We start from the raw sequence: 19,690 nt of genomic DNA, 5'->3' as shown, positions 1-19,690 counted from the left end.
ATGACCGCGACCGGCAAGCGCCAGATCATCACGGTCGCCGATCCGGCGGCACTGGCGCAGGCGGCCGCCGAGCGGGTGATCGCCAGGATCGACCAGAACAGCGGCCGGATCGCCGTCTGCCTCACCGGCGGCTCCAGCCCCAAGGCGCTCTACCAGCTGCTGGCGACGCCAGACTATCGCGCGAGGATTCCGTGGGACCGCGTCGACTGGTTCATCGGCGACGAGCGCCTGGTGCCGCGCAAGGACAAGCTGCACAACATGAGCATGGCGCGCCAGGCCTTCCTCGACCGCTGTGCACCGGCCGCGAATGTCCATCCGATCGCGACCGACACCGCCGATCTCAGGGATCCCGACGCCAGCGCGGCGCTATACGAGAACGAGCTGATGGCATTCTACGGCGCCGAACAGCTCGATCCGAAGCGACCGCTGTTCGACCTGGTGCTGATGGGCATCGGCCCCGACGGCCATACCGCGTCGCTGTTTCCGGGTTATCCCGCGGTCGAGGAAACGCCGCGCTGGGTGGTCGGCGTGCCGAAGGCCAATGTCGAGCCGTTCGTACCGCGCGTGTCGCTGACCCTGCCCGCCCTCGCCTCCTGCCGCGAGATGCTGTTCGAGGTGGCGGGCGAGAACAAGCGCGCGATCTTGACGCGCCTCTTCGCAGGCGAGAACCTGCCGGCAAACCGCGCGCGATCGCTGGGCGAGACCGTCTGGCTGATCGATCAGGCCGCGCTGCCGGAGGACTTTCGTGGGTGACGGACAAAACCCCTGCGCATTGGTCGTGATGGGCGTGTCGGGTTCGGGCAAGAGCACCATCGCCGACCGCCTGGCGATCAGGATCGGCTGGCGCTTCGAGGACGGCGACAGTTTTCATCCGCCAAGCAATGTCGCCAAAATGCATTCCGGCCAGCCGCTCACCGACGAGGATCGCTGGCCCTGGCTGCGCGCGATCGCCGACGAGATCGACCGCACCTGCGGCGTCCGCGAACGCGCCGTCATCGCCTGCTCCGCGCTGAAGCGCGCCTATCGCGACATCCTGGTGCATGGCCGCGACGATATCCGCATCGTCTTCCTCGACGGCTCGCAGGAGCTGATCGCCACGCGGCTCGGCGCGCGCAAGGGCCATTTCATGCCGCCGGGGCTGCTCGCCAGCCAGTTCAAGACGCTGGAGCCGCCGACCCCGGAGGAACGCCCGATCACGGTTGCGATCGACCGTCCGGTCGAAACCATCGTCGAAGACATCGTCACTCAACTGAAGCTGGACCGCACATGACCCGCATCGCCCTTGTCGTATCCGATGTCGACGGCACGCTGCTCACCAAGGACAAGACCTTGACCGACGGCGCCAGGGCGGCAGTGCGCAGGCTGCACGAGGCCGGCATCGGCTTCACCATCGTCTCCAGCCGGCCGACGATCGGGATGGGCTTTCTGGTTGCGCCGCTTGCGATCACACAGCCGATCGGCGCATTCAACGGCTCTTCGATCGTCGATCCGCAGCTCAAGCCCCTCGAGCAGCATTTGATCCCGGCCGCGGTCGCAAAACGCTGCATCGACATGCTGCGCGAACGCGACGTCGACATCTGGCTGTTCACCAACGACCGCTGGCTGACGCGGAATCCTGACGGCGAGTACACCGCCCACGAGCAGCACACGATCAAGCATGATCCGACCATCGTCGGCGATTTCACGCCCTATCTCGATCAGGCCTGCAAGATCGTCGGCGCGAGTTCGGATGCGGCCCTGCTGCAACGCTGCGAGGCGGAGATGCAGCAGATGGTCGGCCGTGATGCCACCGCGGTCCGCTCGCAGACCTACTATCTCGACGTCACCCCGCCGGGCCACGACAAGGGCACCTTCGTCGAGGGCATCGCGAAGCGCCTTGGCGTGCCGCTGGAGAACGTCGCCACGATCGGCGACATGCAGAACGATCTGCCGATGTTCGCGCGAAGCGGCGTCTCCTTCGCGATGGGCAATGCCAGCGATGACGTGAAGGCGCGCGCCACCCATGTCACCGAATCCAACGAGCAGGACGGTTTCGCACGCGCGATGGACACGGTGTTGCAGCTTCGCTGAGGCGTGCGAACGATCGCCCCACGCGTGATCGAGCGCGGGCCGCAGCGTGATCACCGTTACAGTCCGCTACATCGCAATCGAGTCAAATCGATCATGTGATCGCGTCACGCTGATCACGCGGCCCTTTGTCACGGCGAGATCTGTCACCCGACCAATCCGCGGTTCCTTGAGGCGGCCGATCACACTCGCACGATTTCGGAATATTGGAAATATATTCTTGATTTGCCCGACGTGTCAAGTTGCCTGGCCGAATGTGTCAGTAGCTCGTGATCTGTCGCCTGTTTGTAGCTCGTGAAGTGTCGTGTTTTCGGTGCTCCGGAACAAAGGGGGCGCGATGGGCACGGCATCCATTCACGAGGGTGTACGACGGATGCGGTTTTCAGATTTGCTGGATCGGACGGAGGCGAAGGAACTGACGCAGGAGGCAGCATCGGAGGTTCTTGGGATCAGTGTTCGGACGTTTCAACGCTGGGCGGAGCGCTATGAGGCGGAGGGCGACGACGGGCTGGTCGACCGCCGGCTGGGGCGTCGTTCGCCACGGCGGGCGCCGGAGGAGGAACTGGAACGAATGCTTGCGCTGTACCGGGACAAGTACGCGGACTTCACGGTGAAGCACTTCCACGAGCAGATGCAAAAGCGGCATGATTATGTGCTGGGCTATACGGTGACGAAGCTGGCGCTGCACGCGGCAGGGCTGGTGCGGAAGGCTCCGAAGCGTTCGGCGCACCGCAAGAAGCGGCCGCGGCGGCCGCTTCGGGGCATGCTGCTGCACCAGGACGGATCGCGCCACGTTTGGATCGAAGGCCTGCCCGCGAGGGACCTGATCGTCACGATGGACGATGCGACGAGCGAGATCTACTCGATGGTGCTGGTCGAGGAAGAAGGAACGGCCTCGACCTTCCAGGCCTTGCGCGAAGTGATTGGCGAGCATGGCCTGTTCTGCGCGCTCTACACCGACCGCGGCAGCCATTATTTCCTGACCCCAAAAGCTGGCGAGAAGATCTCGAAGACGCAACAAACCCAGGTGGGACGGGCTTTGTCGCATCTTGGGATCGAGCATATCGCAGCCTATTCGCCGCAGGCGCGCGGGCGCTCCGAGCGGGTGTTCGGCACCTTGCAGGACCGGCTGCCGAAGGAGCTGCGGCTTGCCGGGATCACGACGGTTGAGGCTGCCAACGCGTGGCTGAAGGCGCATTACATCCCCGGGCACAACGCCGCGTTTGCGATCAAGCCCGAACAGGAAGGCTCGGCATTCGTGGCCGACCGGCATGAGGCCTGGCGCGAGGCGCTGTGCGTGATCGAGGAGCGAACCGTCGCCAACGACAATACCGTTGCATGGAACGGTCGGCGGCTGCAGCTGCCGGAGAGCCGGCTCAGACCTCACTTCGTCAAGGCTGTGGTGCGCCTACATGAGTATCCCGATGGCACCGTCAGCGTGTTCCTTGGACCGCATCGATTGGCGAGGTTTGCGCCTGACGGACAGCAGATCAGCCCCGACGCGCTTCAGCCTGGCGGCGTGCTCGGAACCGTCAAGGACAAGCCCTGGCGGGCGCGCAAGCGCGCGTCCTTGACCGCTCCTGCGCGCGCCGCCGTCGAGACAGCGCGGGTCGGGACGGAGAAACGGGCTTCAAGTCGAACAAAGAAACTCACCCACAGGGCTAAAACCGCCACAACAGCCGTGGCATGATCAATCAGGGAAAGCCGTCCCCGCCTTCCGGCTCCCCTGCAAATCAGAAACGAAGGCGACAGATCACGAGCTACAAAAACACGACATCTTCACCCGCTACGGACAGTTGCCTGGCCGAATGCCGGCAGCTGCCGGCTCCTTTGCATGGGGTTGTTTTCGATATTTTGGCAGCGCGGACCTGCGGCGGTCCCGCAAGCGGAAGACGGAGGGCGGCATCGCCGCGGTGGTTTAAGTCGACCGCTGCACCGCGGGCTTCTCGGCGTCGGCTCTGGCGGCGCTGAGATTGTGCGCGGTGTTGATCAACGCGATATGGGTCAGCGCCTGCGGGAAATTGCCGGTCTGCCGGCCGGCGCCGGAATCGAACTCCTCGGCCAACAGTCCGAGATCGTTGGCGACCGCCACCACGCGGTCGAACATGGTCTGCGCCTTGTCGACATCTCCCGCCAGCACATGGGCGTCGGCAAGCCACAGGCTGCAGGCGAGGAACGCGCCCTCGATCGGCTGGACCTCATCGGACACCTCGCGCGGATCGTGCCGCAGCACGAAGCCGTCGCGCATCATGTGCCGTTCGACCGCGTCGATCGTGCCGCAGATGCGCGGATCGCCCGACGGCAGGAAGCCGACCGACGGCAGCAGCAGCAGGCTGGCGTCGAGCAACTTTGAGCCATAGCTCTCGACGAAACTGTTGAGGCCGGGATCGAAGCCGCGTTGGCAGACGTCGCGATGAATGGCCTCGCGCAGCACCCGCCATTTGACCAGCGGCCCCTTGAAGCCGAACCGCTCCGCGCTCTTGATGGCGCGGTCGAAGGCGACCCAGCACATCACCTTGGAGAACACGTAGTGTCTGGGGGTGCCACGGCGTTCCCATATGCCGTGATCCGGCTGATCCCAGACATCGGCGAGATGGGTGACGACGGTGCATTCGAGCGACCAGTTCTCTTCGTCGAGCTTCAGCTTGGCCATGCGGGACTGATGGAAGGCGTCGATCAGCTCGCCATAGACGTCGAGCTGAAGTTGCGCATGCGCGGCGTTGCCGGCGCGTACCGGCTGCGCCCCTTCATAGCCGGACAGCCACCCTGCCTCCCATTCCAGGAGGCGTCGCTGGCCCAGGATGCCGTACATGATCTGCATGTTGGCCGGCGCGCCGGCTGCGGCCCGCAGCAGCCAGTTGTGCCAGGCTGCCGCTTCCTCGGTGTAGCCCGAGTTCATCAGGGCCAGCAGCGTAAAGGTGGCGTCGCGCAGCCAGCAGAACCGGTAGTCCCAATTGCGCGCGCCACCGAGCTTTTCCGGCAACGACGTGGTGGGTGCCGCGACGATGCCGCCGGTCGGCCTGAAGGTCAGCGCCTTCAGCGTGATCAGCGAGCGCATCACGAGGGCGCGTTGATAGCTGCCGTCATAGGTCGAGCGGCTGCACCATTCCCGCCAATATTCCTCGGTGTCCTTCAGCGCAGCCTCAGGGTCGATCGCGTCCGGCACCGGGTGATAGGACGGTCCATAGGTCAGGACGAACGGCACGGTATCGCCTTCGCCGACCTCGAAATCGGCGATCGTGGTCAGATCCTTGCCGCGGGTTTCGACCGGCGTGCGCAGCACGGTCATGTCCTGCCCGCTGATCGCCAGAAGCCCGTCACCATCCGGATTCTTCCGAACCCAGGGGACATCGACGCCGAAGCCGAAGCGGATCACCAGCTCCATGCGCATCTTGACGCGGCCGCTGACGCCGCGAACGAGGCGGACCACATCGGAGGCGTTGCCGCGCGGCGGCATGAAGTCGATCAGCGCGACCGCGCCGCCTTCCACCTCGAACCGGGTCTCCAGGATCAGCGTATCGTCCCAGTAGCGCCGCGAGGTCTGCTTGATCTCGCCTGTGGGCGCCAGCAGCCAGCGACCGTTCCTCGACGTGCCAAGCAGCGCCGCGAAGCAGGGGTCGGAATCGAACGCCGGCCAACACAGCCAGTCGATCGAGCCGTCGCGGCCAACCAGCGCGGCGGTCTCGCAATCTCCGATCAGTCCATAGTCTTCGATACGAGAGGCCACGCGCTACGCTCCGCGCTACCCGGTGTGCGAGCGCTCGCGGGTCGCGCGCTTGAGGGCGTCGACGTCGATCGCCGACGCGAGATGCTCGATCGAGACCGGGAGCCGCCGCTTCCAGTTCGGATGCTCGTAGACGGTGCCGGGGATGTTCGGTTGCTCGACAATGCCGAGCAGGTCCTCCATCGACACCGCCATCATCCGCGACCGCGTCCGTGCCAGGAAGCTCGCCACCGAATAGAAATCGTTCGCGTGGATGTCGTGCCGGCGCAGCACGTCGTCGAGCTGGCCGAGCGCGTGCCAGCGCCCCTCGTCGGTCTCGCCGGGATCGATCCCGAGCGCACGCTTGGTCTTGAGGTCGCTGAACGAGCGCCAGCCCGCATAGGTCGAGAGGTCGTGGGTGTTGAAGGTCACCAGCGCATCCGGCAAATAGTAGTCGGCGTTGCGGAAGACGCCCCGGTCGTCGGTCTCGAACATCATCACAAGATAGGACCAGATGCCCCAGCCGTTCATCTGCTCGCGGAACCCGGGAGGGGGTTGATGGGCGGAGGTTTGTCGATGGCAGCGAGGGATCGACGCGTGAGCAGGAGCTGGCCGACGAGTTCGGCGAACCTGAGCGGGAGCATTTTGATGCAGTTGGTGTGAGCGGCGATGCGCAGCAGCAGGTAGGCAATCATCGCAGCGAGCACCTGAAGGCGGATCGCGTTGTCGTTGGCGCCGAGGAACTTGCGAATATCGAGATGCTGCTTGATCCAGCGGAACAGCAGCTCGATTTGCCATCGGCTCTTGTAGAGGGCGGCGATCTCGACGGCGCTACGGGCAAGGTCGTTGGTCAGGAGTGTGATCTTGCCGCCTTTCTCGCGTCTGATCTTGATACGGTGCCGAGGTCCTCGCCGATCACGACGCAGCGGCTCGCCACGCTCTCCTGCGCGGTCGCCGCCAGCAGCGCCTCGAACGGCATCAGCACATAGGCGCCATTGGCCGGGCCGAAGCCGCGCGGCACCAGATAGAGCCGCTTCAGCCCGAACGCGTGGTCGAGCCTGATCGCGCCGGCGTGGTGCATCGAGGCGCGCAGCATCTGCCTGAACGGCTCGAACGAGCGCTGTTCAAGACCCGCAGCATTGAAGCCGGCAAGCCCCCAGTCCTGGCCCGCCGTGTTGAGCGGGTCAGGCGGCGCGCCGACGCCGAGATGGCGCGAGATCGCGATCTGCTCATTCCAGGCGTCGAACCCGTCCGACTGCACGCCGACGGCGACGTCGAGATAAAGCCCGACCCGCATGCCGCGCTTGTGCGCCAGCGCCTGGCAGGCGCCGAGTTGACGGTCCGCGGTCCATTGCACGAATTCGACGAACTCGACCTCGGCGGCAGAGTCGCGCGAGCGGCGCAATTTTGCACAAGCTGCGTCGCTCGGCTGCCGCCATTCGTCCGGCCATTCCCACCACGGCGTGTTGAATTTGTGCCGCATCACCTCGAAGCAGGCGAAGCGCGACAGCAGCGTGCCCTGCTCGTTGCGATAGGCCTCGAAATCCTGCCAGCGGCCGAGGCCCGGGTTGGCCTTGAAGGCCGCGAACGCCGCGCGCAGCGCGGGCCATTTCTGCGCCGCGACGCCGACATAGTCGACCATGTCGTGGCTGCGGAGCGGTGCCAGCGCGGCCTTGGTCTCGGCATCGACGCGGAATTCGGGAATCTGCTCGACGTCGATGTAAAGCCCATTGAGGAACAGCCGGCTGTTCGGCGAGTACGGGCTGCAATCGCCGGGCCGATCGTCGAACAGCGCATGCAGCGGATTGAGCCCGACGCCGTCGGCGCCGAGCCGGTGGGCGAATTCGAGCAGGTGCTGCAGGTCGGTGAAGTCACCGATGCCCCAGTTGCGCGCTGACCGCACGCCGTAGAGTTGCACCGCGATCACCCAGCAGCGGTCGAACTCGCCGCCGAAGGCGCCGTGCGGCGCCACCAGCAGTGGCAGCTCCTCGCTGGCGCCCGATGCGTCCGACAGTTGCAGCCGATGCACGCCTTCGGGCAGACCGGACGGCCACGTCACACTGCGCTCACGCGCCTCGCCCTGCGCGAGCACTCGCCGCCGAAGGCGCCGTGCGGCGCCACCAGCAGTGGCAGCTCCTCGCTGGCGCCCGATGCGTCCGACAGTTGCAGCCGATGCACGCCTTCGGGCAGACCGGACGGCCACGTCACACTGCGCTCACGCGCCTCGCCCTGCGCGAGCACCCCGGTGCCATTCGCAAGCTTCCATTGCACCGGAAGCCGGGCAGCCTCCGAGAACTGTGTTTGCGCAGCCTGGCCGCCTCTGACCACCACGGGATCGGCGATGATCCGACGGGGCGCCTGCGGCGGCAGCGCGTCGAGGATCGCCGTGAGCGCCTCGGGGGTTGTCACACGGCGGTGACCGCTGCCATCGATATACTCGGTCTGGATTCCCAGGGTCTGGGCTTTGGCGTAAAGGTCCATTCGGCACGCTGCCTGCTCGCAACGGTTGGTGGATCGTTGCTAAATTGTACAGATACGGGAAAGGGATAGTTGATGTTCAACGCTCTACCCTATCCGGCGTTCCCACCGGGAACCATTGCCCGGCGAGCGGCTTTCTATATGGGTCTGGCGCGCCTCCTTCCCGGCGCCGGGACGTCATTTGCATTTTTAATGGCGGCATCACCGTGAACAAAACCCTCCGGCCTGTCGAGAGTGCCCATGGCACTTTTCATATCACCGATGTCTATCCGTCGGTTGATGGCGGCCGCTTTCCGGTCAAGCGCATTGTGGGCGAACCTGTCGAAGTGTGGGCCGACATCTACCGTGCCGGACATGACGTGATATCGGCGGCATTGGTGTGGCGGCGCGAGGGCGACAGCGAATGGCAGGTCGCGCCGATGACGGCGCACAGCGATGACCGCTGGGGCGGCGCTTTCGTGCCCGACCGGCCCGGCCGCTACGCCTTCGCGATCGAGGCCTGGACCGATGAATTCGCCAGCTGGCGGCATCGCTTCGAGCAGACGCCGCGCGACGGCAGCGATCACACGCTGGACGCGCTCGAAGGCGCGGGCATGCTGACCCAGGCGCAGGCCGGCAGCCCGGCGGCGGCGGCCGTCATCATCAGGCAGTGCGAAATCTTTCTGCAGACCGGCGAACCAGGTGCGCTGCTCGCGCCCGAATTGCGGGAGGCGATGGCCGGCAGCCAGTTTCGCCGCGACCTGATGCGATCGCAGCTCTACCCGCTGACCGCGGATCGCCCGCGGGCGCGCAGCGGCGCATGGTACCAGATGTTTCCGCGCAGCCAGGGCAAGACACCGGGCATGCATGCAACCTTCAACGACTGCATCGCGCGGCTTCCCGACATCGCCGCGATGGGCTTTGACGTCGTCCTGCTCGCGCCGATCCATCCGATCGGCCGGCAGCACCGCAAGGGCCGCAACAATGCCGCGATCGCGCAGGCGGGCGATCCCGGCAGCCCTTATGCGATCGGCGCAGCCGAGGGCGGCCACGACGCCGTGCATCCGGAACTCGGCACGCTCGACGACTTCAGCGCCTTCGTGGCGGCATGCCAGGCGCATGGCCTCGAGGTCGCGCTCGATTTCGCCGTGCAGTGCTCCCCCGATCATCCCTGGCTGACCGAGCATCCAGAGTGGTTCAAGCGGCGCCCGGACGGATCGATGCGCACGGCCGAGCATCCACCGCAGCGCTGGGAGGATGTCGTCAATCCGGATTTCGGGTCCGAAGACGCCGGCGCCCTGTGGCGCGCGCTGCGCGACGTCGTGCTGTTCTGGGTCGAACAGGGCGTCAGGATCTTCCGGGTCGACAATCCGCACACCAAGCCGCTGGCGTTCTGGGAGTGGCTGATCCGCGAGGTGCGGGACCGCGACGCGGACGTGCTGTTCCTCGCGGAAGCCTTCGCGCGCCCGAAACTGATGAAGGGCCTCGCCAAGCTCGGCTTCACGCAGTCCTACAGCTATTTCACCTGGCGGACGCAGCGCTTTGAGCTCGAACAATATCTCGGCGAGTTGACCTCCTATCCCGAGCGTGACTTCTTTCGGCCGAATTTCTTCGTCAACACACCGGACGTCCTGCCCTTCCACCTGCAAAGCGGCGAATCCTGGATGTTCAAGTCGCGTCTCGCGCTGGCCGCGACGCTTTCAAGCAGCTATGGCATCTACAGCGGCTTCGAATTGCTCGAGCACACGCCGGTCCCCGGCCGCGAGGAATATCTCAACTCCGAGAAGTACGAGATCAGGGTTCGCAACTGGGAGCAGCCGGGGAACATCAAGCCCTATATCGCAGCTCTCAACCGGATCAGACGCGGCAATCCGGCCCTGCAACAATTCGCCAATTTGCGCTTTATCAGTGTCGATGACGGCGGTGTGATCGGTTTCATCAAGGAGGCGGTCGATCAGAGCAATGTGATCGCGGCCGCGATTGCATTGTCAGCCGAGCTGCGTGAGGTCTGGCTGCCGCTCGGCGACGTCATGGTCGGCCGTGGCGATGCCCGCCGGCCCGTCTCGGCAGTGGAAGACCTTGTCACCGGCGAGCGCCACGCGCTCGAATGGGGAGGCATCCGTCTACGTATAGATCCTGCGCGCGATCCCGCGTTGCTGCTGCGCTGTGTCGCCTGAAGGAGCCGTCATGAACGTATTCTCCTCCGTCAATACCCAGGAGAAGGTCGCAACCGAGACTGCGGACCAGCTGTGGTACAAGGACGCGATCATTTACCAGCTGCATGTCAAGGCATTTGCCGACAGCAACAATGACGGCATCGGCGACTTCGCGGGGCTGACGGAGAAACTCGGCTATCTGCAGGAGCTCGGCGTCACCGCGCTGTGGCTGTTGCCGTTCTATCCCTCGCCCGGCCGCGACGACGGTTACGACATCGGCGACTATGGCGACATCAATCCCGATTTCGGGACGATGAAGGACTTCAAGCGCTTCATCCAGGAGGCCAAGAAGCGCGGCCTGCGCGTCATCACCGAGCTGGTCGTCAACCACACCTCGGACCAGCATGCGTGGTTCAAGCGCGCGCGCCGCAGCCCGCCGAATTCGAGCGCGCGCAGCTGGTACGTCTGGAGCGACACCGACCAGAAATACCTCGATACAAGGATCATCTTTACCGATACGGAGAAGTCGAACTGGACCTGGGATCCGGAGGCCGGTCAGTTCTACTGGCACCGCTTCTTCTCGCACCAGCCGGACCTGAATTTCGACAATCCGCGCGTGGTGCGCGCCATCGTGCAGGTGATGAAGCGCTGGCTCGACACCGGCGTCGACGGCTTCCGGCTCGACGCCATTCCCTATCTGTGCGAGCGCGACGGCACCAACAACGAGAACCTGCCGGAGACGCATGCCATCATCAAGCGGCTGCGCCAGGAGCTCGACGCCTATGCCAAGGGCAAGATCCTGCTGGCCGAAGCCAATCAATGGCCGGAGGACGTGCAGGAATATTTCGGCCATGGCGACGAATGCCACATGGCCTATCACTTCCCGCTGATGCCGCGCATCTACATGGCGATCGCCCAGGAAGACCGCTTTCCGATCACCGACATCCTGCGGCAGACGCCCGACATTCCGGCCGCTGCCCAGTGGGCGCTGTTCCTGCGCAATCACGACGAGCTGACGCTGGAAATGGTCACCGACGTCGAGCGCGACTATCTGTGGTCGACTTACGCCAACGATCCGCGCGCCCGCATCAATGTCGGCATCCGCCGCCGCCTTGCGCCGCTGATGGACAACGACCGGCGCAAGATCGAGCTGATGAACTCGCTGCTGCTGTCGTTCCCGGGCACGCCGATCATCTATTACGGCGACGAGATCGGCATGGGCGACAATATCTATCTCGGCGACCGCAACGGCGTGCGGACGCCAATGCAGTGGTCGCCGGACCGCAACGGCGGCTTCTCGCGCGCCGACCCGGCGCGGCTCTACGCGCCGATGATCATGGACCCGGTCTACGGCTATGAATCCGTCAATGTCGAGGCGCAGTCACGCAGCCTGTCGTCGCTGCTGTCGGCGACCAAGCGGCTGATCGCGGTACGCAAGTCGACGCTTGCCTTCGGGCGCGGCACCATGACCTTCATCCGCCCGGAGAACCGCTCGGTGCTGGCCTATGTGCGCCAGTACCAGGGTGAGGCGATCCTGTGCGTCGCCAATCTGTCGCGGTCGGCGCAGGCCACCGAGCTCGACCTCTCCGCCTTCAAGGACCGCATTCCGCTCGAGATGCTCGGGCGCACGCGCTTCCCGGCGATCGGCGAGCTGCCCTACATGATCACGCTCGCGCCATACGGCTTCTACTGGTTCCAGCTGCAGGAGCGCGACAAGTCCGAGCCGGTGACGCCGCGCGCGGTGCCGGAATTCGAGACGCTGGTGGTGCCGCTGAATTCGACCTGGATGTCACTGGCGCGCACCCGCGGCGTGTTCGAGCACGACGTGCTGCCCGGCCATCTCGCCCGCACGCGCTGGTATCCGGAACGATCCGCGAGCGCGATCCAGCCGATGCTGGTCTCCGCGATCCCGTTCTGCGACATCGGCGACAACCGGCCGTGGCTCGCCTTCTTCGAGACCACGCAGCGCGGCACCACCAGCCGCTACGTGCTGCCGATGCAGATCGAGTGGGTGCGCTTCGACCGCGAGCGCTACAATCCGCGCGCATTCGCCGCGATACGCCAGGGCGCGCGCGAGGGCACCTTGCTCGATGTCGCCACCGACCAGATCTTCACCGGCCTGTTCCTGCGCAACCTGCGGGAAAACCTCACGGTCGACGAAGGCGAGCAAGGCCTCAAGCTCGAATTCCGGCCGACCAGCCGCTTCTCCGACCGGCCGGTGCGGCAGCCGGAGCGCATCCGGGTCTTCGAGAACGATCAGCCGCATTCGACCGCGCTGGTCGACAACGAATATGTCACCAAGATCTACCGCAAGCTCGAGGTCGGCATCAATCCGGAGATCGAGATGGGCCGCTTCCTCACCGAGGTGGTCAACTTTCCGAACACCCCTGCCTTGCTCGGCACCGCCGAGCTGATCGAAGGCGACAAGCGCAGCGCCATCGCCGTCCTGCATGCGATGGTCGTCAACCAGGGCGACCTCTGGACCATCGCAGGCGCACACCTCGACCGCCTGGTCGAACGGCAGCGCCTGCTGACAGTGAGCGAGCACCCCGTGGAGAACGGCGACCAGGCCACCTATCTGCGCCACATGTCGCATAGCGGAAAGCGACTCGCCGAGCTGCATCTGGCGCTCGCCAGCAACCGCGACCTGCCGGACTTCGCGCCCGAGCCGACCAAGCCCGACGACCTGCAGCGCTGGGCCGACGAGATCATGGCGCGGGCCGAGCGCGTGTTCGATACGCTGAAGCAGCGGCGCGGCTCCCTGAAGGAGGCCGACCGGCTGCTGGCCGATCAGTTGCAGGCCCAGCACGACACGCTGCCGGAGCGGCTCAAGGCACTGCTGCCGCGAGAAACCGACGGGTTCAACATCCGCCATCACGGCGACCTGCATCTCGGTCAGTTGCTGGTGGTCAAGGACGACGTCTTCATCATCGATTTCGACGGCGGACCGGGCCGCACCATCGCCGAGCGGCGGCGCAAGGCACCGCCGGCGCGCGACGTCGCCGGCCTGATCCGTTCGATCGACTATGCGGCGACCGCCGCGCTGGAACGCACGCTCAAGGTCTCCCCCGACGAGAGCGGCCGGCTGAGCCTCGCCTTGGCCGAATGGCGCGACCAGGCCGCGGATACCCTGCTGGCGGCCTATCGCGAGACGGTGGCCGGCCAGCGGCTGTGGCCCGCCGACGCCAAGACGGCCGACCGCCTGCTCAATTTTTTCCTGCTTGAGAAAGCCTTCTATGAGATCGAGTATGAGCTGGCCAACCGGCCGGATTGGCTGCGGGTGCCGCTCACCGGCCTGCTGAGGATCCTGGCGCAACAGCCGCATGAGGTTGCATGAGCAAACTGCCCGCCGAGGCCTATGCCATCATCGAGGGCCGCCACTCCGACCCCTTCCACTATCTCGGGCTTCACCCCGAGGGGGACCGCAACGTCGTGCGCGCCTTCCTGCCCGATGCCAGCAATGTCGAGGCGATCGGCGAGCATGGCGAGACCGCACAGCTGGCGCGGATCCATGACGCCGGCCTGTTCGCAGGCCCCCTGCCGAACGGCTCGACGCGCTACCAGCTCCGCGCCCGTTTCGGCGACAACGTCGTCGAGCTGGAGGATGCCTACCGCTTTCCGCCGATCCTGAGCGATTTCGATCTCTATCTGCTCGGCGAAGGCACGCATCAGCGCGTCTACGACACGCTCGGCGCGCATCCGATGACGCTCGACGGCGTCGACGGCATCGGCTTCGTGGTGCTGGCGCCGAATGCGCGCCGGGTCAGCGTGGTCGGCGACTTCAATTTCTGGGACGGACGGCGGCATCCGATGCGCGTGCGCGGCCCGGGCTACTGGGAACTGTTCATCCCGCGTGCAAGGGTCGGCGACCACTACAAGTTCGAGATCATCGGGCGCAACGGCCAGCATCTGCCGCTGAAGTCCGATCCCCTGGCGTTCGCCGCCGAGGTGCGCCCGAAGACCGCCTCGATCGTGATCGACGAGCGCAAGATCCCGCATCCGCGCCCGGCGCCGGATCGCGTCAACGCGCTGAGCTCGCCGATGTCGATCTACGAGGTCCATCTCGGATCGTGGCGGCGCAAGGGGCGCAACGAGTGGCTGACCTATCGCGAGATGGCGGAGCAGCTGCCGGCCTATGCCAGCGACATGGGCTTTACCCATGTCGAATTCCTGCCGATATCAGAGCATCCGTTCGACGGCTCCTGGGGCTACCAGCCGACGGGCATGTTCGCACCGACCAGCCGCTTCGGCTCGCCGGACGATTTCGCCGCGCTGATCGACGCCTGCCACGGCGCAGGGCTCGCCGTGCTGCTCGACTGGGTGCCCGGGCATTTCCCCGATGATCCGCACGGGCTCGGCAATTTCGACGGCACCGCGCTCTACGAGCACGCCAATCCGCTGCAGGGCCGTCACCTCGATTGGGGCACGCTGATCTACAATTACGGGCGCACCGAGATCACCAACTTCCTGGTGTCGAACGCACTGTTCTGGCTCGATCGCTACGGCATCGACGGGCTGCGCGTCGATGCCGTCGCCTCCATGCTCTATCTCGACTACAGCCGTCCCGCCGGTGGCTGGATTCCGAACAAATATGGCGGCCGGGAGAACATCGAGGCGATCGACTTCCTGCGCCGCTTCAACACCGAATTGTTCGCGCATTTTCCGCAGGCGACGACGGCGGCGGAAGAATCCACCGCATGGCCGCAGGTGTCGCGTCCCGTCGAGTATGGCGGGCTCGGCTTCGGCTACAAGTGGAACATGGGCTGGATGCACGACACGCTGAAATATATCGGCAAGGATCCCATCCACCGCAAATACCATCACGGCGACATCCTGTTCGGCCTGCACTACGCCTTCTCGGAGAATTTCATCCTGCCGCTGTCCCACGACGAGGTGGTGCACGGCAAGCGCTCGATCCTCGGCCGCATGCCCGGCGACGACTGGCAGCGCTTTGCCAATCTGCGCGCCTATTACAGCTTCATGTTCGGCCACCCCGGCAAGAAGCTGATGTTCATGGGCTGCGAGTTCGGCCAGGAACGCGAGTGGAATCACGACTACTCGATCGATTGGCATCTGCTGCAACAGCCGAGGCACAGCGGCATCCAGAACCTGGTCCGCGACCTCAACCGGCTCTATCGCGCGCTGCCGGCGCTGCACGAGCTCGACTGCGACCAGGCCGGCTTCGAATGGGTCATCACCGACGATGCCAACAACAACGTGTTTGCCTGGATCCGCAAGGGCAATGCTGAGCGCGCACGCTGCCTCGTGATCGCGAACTTCTCACCCAACGTCTACCGCAACTATCGCGTCCCGGTGCCGTTCGCGGGCAAGTGGCACGAGGTGTTCAACTCGGATTCCGCGCATTACGGCGGCACCAATGTCGGCAATGTCGGCGAGGTGCGCGCATCGGAGGACGCCACGCCCGAGCTGAGCCTGACCATTCCGCCGCTGGCTGCGATCTTCCTCGTACCGGAAAGCTGATTGATGCGACTGACCGGGGGTACGTCCGCACGGCTCGGTGCAAGCTGGGACGGCAGAGGCACCAATTTTGCGCTGTTCTCGGCGAACGCGGAGAAGGTGGAGCTGTGCCTGTTCGACGGCCAGGGTCGCCGCGAGCTCGAGCGGATCGAGATGCCGGAGCGCACCGAAGACGTCTGGCACTGCTATCTCAACGACGTCTCGCCGGGCCAGCTCTACGGCTATCGCGTCTACGGGCCCTACGCGCCGGAGCGCGGCCATCGCTTCAACGCCAACAAGCTGCTGCTCGACCCCTACGCCAAGCGGCTCGCCGGCCGGCTGGTATGGAGCGATGCGCATTTCGCCTACCGCACCGGCAGCGCGCGCGAGGACCTTTCGTTCGACCGGCGCGACAATGCCCGCGGCATGCCGAAGGCGGTCGTGGTCGACGAGACCTTCAACTGGGGCCGCCGCGAGATCCGGCCGCATATCCCCTGGGAAGACACCATCATCTACGAGGCCCACGTCAAGGGCCTGACGCAGAAGCGCGAGGACGTGCCGCCGAACCTGCGCGGCACCTATGGCGGCCTGTCGTCACCGGCGATGATCGCCCACCTCAAGCGGCTCGGCGTCACCACCATCGAGCTGTTGCCGATCCACGGCCTGATCGACGACCGTATCCTGGTCGAGAAGAAGCTGGCGAACTACTGGGGCTACAACACCATCGCCTTCTTCGCGCCGGAGGCGCGCTACGCCCAGGACAATGCGCTCGATTCCTTCCGCACCACGGTGGCGCGGCTGCACGATGCCGGCATCGAGGTGTTGCTCGACGTCGTCTATAACCACACCGCCGAGGGCAACCATATGGGCCCGACGCTGTGCTTCCGCGGCATCGACAATGCCTCCTATTACTGGCTGAACCGCGAGAACCCGCGCTTCTACGACGACTTCACCGGCTGCGGCAGCTCGGTCAACCTCACCCATCCGCGCGTGCTGCAGATGGTGATGGATTCGCTGCGCTACTGGGTCGAGGTCTGCCATGTCGACGGCTTCCGCTTCGATCTCGCCACCACCCTGGCGCGCGGGCCGAACGGGTTCGATCGCAACCACCCCTTCCTCACCGCGATCCGCCAGGACCCGGTGCTGGCGACCGCCAAGATGGTCGCTGAGCCCTGGGACCTCGGTCTCGGCGGCTACCAGGTCGGCGCGTTTCCATCGCAATGGTCGGAATGGAATGATCGCTATCGCAGCGCGATGCGGCGCTACTGGAGCGGCGAAGGCAGCCTGATCGGCGACATCTCGGGCCGCATGACCGCATCCTCGGATTTGTTTCACCACGACAACCGCGCGACCCGCGCCAGCGTCAATCACATCACGGTGCATGACGGTTTCACGCTCGCCGATCTCTTCAGCTACAACGAGAAGCACAACGAGGCCAATGGCGAGGACAATCGCGACGGCTCCAACGACAATCACAGCAACAATTGCGGCCATGAGGGCCCGACCGACGATCCCGCCATCATCGCACTGCGCCGGCAGCTGCGGAAGAATGCGCTGGCCTGCCTGCTGCTGGCACAGGGCACGCCTTTGATTCTCGCCGGCGACGAGGTCGCGAACACGCAAGGTGGCAACAACAACGCCTATTGCCAGGACAACGAGACCGGCTGGATCGGCTGGGAGAACCTCGGTACGGACGACGACGCCATCGATTTCATCGGCCACCTCACTGCGCTGCGCCAGCGCTTCGGCCAGATCCGCTGCCAGCGCTGGCTCGACGGCCGCCGCACCGACGGCAGCTACGGCGTGCTCTGGCTGACGCCGGCAGCGGAGGAGATGAAGGAATCCGACTGGAAATTCCCGGAGAGCCGATTCCTCGCCTATGTGCTGGGGCCGATGGAACCAGGACAGGCGCCGATCTTTATCGTGCTCAATGCCGCACCGCAGGAGATCGTGTTCAGGATGCCGAGGATGGCGGAATACAAGAGCTGGCGGCAGGTCTTGAACACGACCAAGGCCGAGCAAACGGCTGAGCAATTCGCGTCCGGCGCCGATACCAAGGCACCCCCGCGCTCGGTGCTGGCATTTGCAGGCTCCACATGAACAGACAACATTTCGGCGCCGAGCTGACATCTGACGGCACGCGCTTCCGGCTCTGGGCGCCAGCGGCCAAGCGCGTCGACCTCCTGATCGACAAACCGCATCCGCTCACGCGCGATGCAGCCGGCTGGTACGTCGCCGAGATCCCGGGCGCGCGCGCCGGCACGCGTTACAAATTCCGCATCGATGACGAAGTCGATGTGCCGGATCCCGCCTCCGCATTCCAGCCGGACGACGTGTTCGGCCCGAGCGAGGTGATCGACCACGCCGCCTTCAAGTGGCGCGCGACGGACTGGCGCGGCCGTCCCTGGCATGAGGCCGTCGCCCTCGAGGCCCATGTCGGCACCTTCACCCGCGAGGGCACCTATCGCGCCATGATCGACAAGCTCGATCATCTGGTGGCGACCGGCATCACCGCGCTCGAGCTGATGCCGCTGGCGGATTTCGCCGGGAAGCGCAACTGGGGCTATGACGGCGTGCTGTGGTACGCGCCCGACAGCGCCTACGGCCGGCCCGAGGACCTCAAGACCCTGATCGACGAAGCGCATCTGCGCGGGCTGATGGTGATGCTCGACGTGGTCTATAACCATTTCGGCCCCGAGGGGAATTATCTCGGCCGCTATGCGCCGTCCTTCTTCAGTGACGCGCACACCCCGTGGGGCAGCGCGATCGATTATCGTGTGCCCGAGGTGCGCGCGTTTGCGATCGGCAGCGTCGTGAGCTGGCTGCGCGACTATCGCTTCGACGGGCTGCGGTTCGATGCGGTCAACACCATCGTCGAAGCCGGCGAAGTCTCGGTGCTCCATGACTTCAGCAATGCCGCCGGCAAGCTCGCCACCGAGACCGGCCGTTATATCAACCTCGTGCTCGAAAACGGCGACAACATTGCAAGCCTGCTCGATGCCGCCGAGGATCCGCCGCACGGCAAATTCCGCGGCCAATGGAACGACGACTATCATCACGCCTGGCACGTGCTGCTGACCGGCGAGACGCAGGGCTATTATGGCGACTACCGGGCGCCGAAGCAGGACCTCGCACGCGCGCTGTCGTCCGGCTACATCTACCAGGGCGAAGTCTCGGAGTTCTGGGGCGGCAAGGCCCGCGGCGAGCCGAGCGGCATGCTGTCGCCGACCTGCTTCATCAACTTCCTGCAGAACCACGACCAGATCGGCAACCGGCCGCTCGGCGATCGTCTCGTCAGCATTGCCCGGCCGGCGGCGGTCGCGGCGGCGCTGGCGGTGACGCTGATCGCGCCGACCACGCCGATGCTGTTCATGGGCGAGGAATGGGGCGCGACGACGCCCTTCCCGTTCTTCTGCGATTTCAAGGGCGACCTCGCCAATGCCGTCCGCGCCGGACGGCGCAAGGAGTTCGCCTGGGCCTATGCCAAATATGGCAACGACATTCCCGACCCGCTTGCCGACGAAACGGTGCGGTCGGCCGTGCTCGACTGGGCGGCGCTCGGCCATGATCCGGCGCGCGCGCGGCTTGCGCTGGTGCGCGACCTGCTCGCCGTTCGCCGGCAGGAGATCATGCCCCGGCTCAAAGGGTGCCGTTTCGGCGATGCCATCGTGGCTGGCGACCTGTTGACGGCGCATTGGCAGATGGGCGACGGCAGCACGCTGCGGCTGACAGCCAATTTGTCCGCTCGCGACATCCCCGATGGACCGGAGCCGAAGGGAACTGCGATCTGGGGCGGCGCGTTGTCGAGCGACCTCCCCGGCTGGGCGGTGCGCTGGCACATCGGATAGCA

10 protein-coding genes and 3 pseudogenes are annotated in these 19,690 nt (G+C 65.4%); 9 read left to right on the top strand and 4 right to left on the bottom strand.

The window, feature by feature from the left end; translation table 11 throughout:
• The 4 genes from pgl to ACVIYL_RS19835 all read left to right on the top strand — a co-directional run bounded on the left by pgl (nt 1) and on the right by ACVIYL_RS19835 (nt 3,757).
• The gene (gene pgl, locus ACVIYL_RS19850; RefSeq protein ID WP_456779541.1) at nt 1–753 is read left to right on the top strand and encodes a 6-phosphogluconolactonase; all 753 of its coding nucleotides are present in this window, start codon (nt 1–3) and stop codon (nt 751–753) included.
• Nucleotides 754–781: 28 nt separating this feature from the next.
• Complete coding sequence (locus tag ACVIYL_RS19845; protein ID WP_057014886.1) at nt 782–1,270, top strand: gluconokinase; 489 nt, start codon at nt 782–784, stop codon at nt 1,268–1,270.
• A complete protein-coding gene (locus ACVIYL_RS19840; RefSeq protein WP_092085690.1) occupies nt 1,267–2,070 on the top strand; it encodes an HAD family hydrolase in 804 nt (267 codons plus the stop codon). The genes ACVIYL_RS19845 and ACVIYL_RS19840 overlap by 4 nt, the downstream gene beginning before the upstream one ends.
• A 370-nt stretch (nt 2,071–2,440) precedes the next feature.
• Nucleotides 2,441–3,757, top strand: coding sequence for an ISNCY family transposase (locus tag ACVIYL_RS19835; RefSeq protein ID WP_456777614.1), 1,317 nt, complete (start codon nt 2,441–2,443; stop codon nt 3,755–3,757).
• Between the two features lie 228 nt (nt 3,758–3,985).
• Here ACVIYL_RS19835 and ACVIYL_RS19830 read toward each other — a convergent pair whose 3' ends face one another.
• The 4 genes and pseudogenes from ACVIYL_RS19830 to malQ form a co-directional block, all read right to left on the bottom strand.
• Complete coding sequence (locus ACVIYL_RS19830) at nt 3,986–5,794, bottom strand: glycoside hydrolase family 15 protein (RefSeq protein WP_456779540.1); 1,809 nt, start codon at nt 5,792–5,794, stop codon at nt 3,986–3,988.
• A gap of 15 nt (nt 5,795–5,809) precedes the next feature.
• Nucleotides 5,810–6,322 (bottom strand): annotated as a pseudogene (locus ACVIYL_RS19825) (4-alpha-glucanotransferase); the annotation flags it as partial.
• Nucleotides 6,298–6,666 (bottom strand): annotated as a pseudogene (locus ACVIYL_RS19820) (transposase); the annotation flags it as partial. The pseudogenes ACVIYL_RS19825 and ACVIYL_RS19820, both read right to left, overlap by 25 nt.
• Nucleotides 6,663–8,251, bottom strand: a pseudogene (gene malQ, locus ACVIYL_RS19815) (4-alpha-glucanotransferase); the annotation flags it as partial. The pseudogenes malQ and ACVIYL_RS19820, both read right to left, overlap by 4 nt.
• A gap of 203 nt (nt 8,252–8,454) precedes the next feature.
• Between malQ and ACVIYL_RS19810 the strand changes: the two are divergent.
• From ACVIYL_RS19810 to treZ, 5 genes are read left to right on the top strand one after another with little or no spacing between them, the layout of a single operon-like run.
• Nucleotides 8,455–10,404: an alpha-1,4-glucan--maltose-1-phosphate maltosyltransferase gene (locus tag ACVIYL_RS19810; protein WP_456779539.1), complete on the top strand. Its 1,950-nt coding sequence runs from the start codon at nt 8,455–8,457 to the stop codon at nt 10,402–10,404.
• A gap of 10 nt (nt 10,405–10,414) precedes the next feature.
• The gene (treS, locus tag ACVIYL_RS19805) at nt 10,415–13,720 is read left to right on the top strand and encodes a maltose alpha-D-glucosyltransferase (RefSeq protein ID WP_253607431.1); all 3,306 of its coding nucleotides are present in this window, start codon (nt 10,415–10,417) and stop codon (nt 13,718–13,720) included.
• Nucleotides 13,717–15,864: a 1,4-alpha-glucan branching protein GlgB gene (gene glgB / locus ACVIYL_RS19800; RefSeq protein ID WP_168856921.1), complete on the top strand. Its 2,148-nt coding sequence runs from the start codon at nt 13,717–13,719 to the stop codon at nt 15,862–15,864. The genes treS and glgB overlap by 4 nt, the downstream gene beginning before the upstream one ends.
• Before the next feature lie 3 nt (nt 15,865–15,867).
• Entirely contained in the window at nt 15,868–17,940 is a 2,073-nt protein-coding gene (glgX, locus tag ACVIYL_RS19795; RefSeq protein ID WP_168856920.1) for a glycogen debranching protein GlgX, read from the top strand.
• Entirely contained in the window at nt 17,937–19,688 is a 1,752-nt protein-coding gene (treZ, locus tag ACVIYL_RS19790; RefSeq protein WP_456779538.1) for a malto-oligosyltrehalose trehalohydrolase, read from the top strand. Before glgX ends, treZ begins: the two co-directional genes overlap by 4 nt.
• Nucleotides 19,689–19,690: the final 2 nt, after the last annotated feature.

The sequence above is a fragment of the Bradyrhizobium sp. USDA 3315 genome (assembly GCF_054056795.1).
The sequence above is the reverse complement of the archived record's forward strand: the minus strand, read 5'-3'. Positions and strand labels throughout refer to the sequence as shown.

What these genes read in the sequence shown, in the direction of transcription:
- pgl (WP_456779541.1), top strand. Translation starts at nt 1, where the DNA reads ATGACCGCGACCGGCAAGCGCCAGATCATCACGGTCGCCGATCCGGCG.
- ACVIYL_RS19845 (WP_057014886.1), top strand. Translation starts at nt 782, where the DNA reads ATGGGCGTGTCGGGTTCGGGCAAGAGCACCATCGCCGACCGCCTGGCG.
- ACVIYL_RS19840 (WP_092085690.1), top strand. Translation starts at nt 1,267, where the DNA reads ATGACCCGCATCGCCCTTGTCGTATCCGATGTCGACGGCACGCTGCTC.
- ACVIYL_RS19835 (WP_456777614.1), top strand. Translation starts at nt 2,441, where the DNA reads ATGCGGTTTTCAGATTTGCTGGATCGGACGGAGGCGAAGGAACTGACG.
- treS (WP_253607431.1), top strand. Translation starts at nt 10,415, where the DNA reads ATGAACGTATTCTCCTCCGTCAATACCCAGGAGAAGGTCGCAACCGAG.
- glgB (WP_168856921.1), top strand. Translation starts at nt 13,717, where the DNA reads ATGAGCAAACTGCCCGCCGAGGCCTATGCCATCATCGAGGGCCGCCAC.
- glgX (WP_168856920.1), top strand. Translation starts at nt 15,868, where the DNA reads ATGCGACTGACCGGGGGTACGTCCGCACGGCTCGGTGCAAGCTGGGAC.
- treZ (WP_456779538.1), top strand. Translation starts at nt 17,937, where the DNA reads ATGAACAGACAACATTTCGGCGCCGAGCTGACATCTGACGGCACGCGC.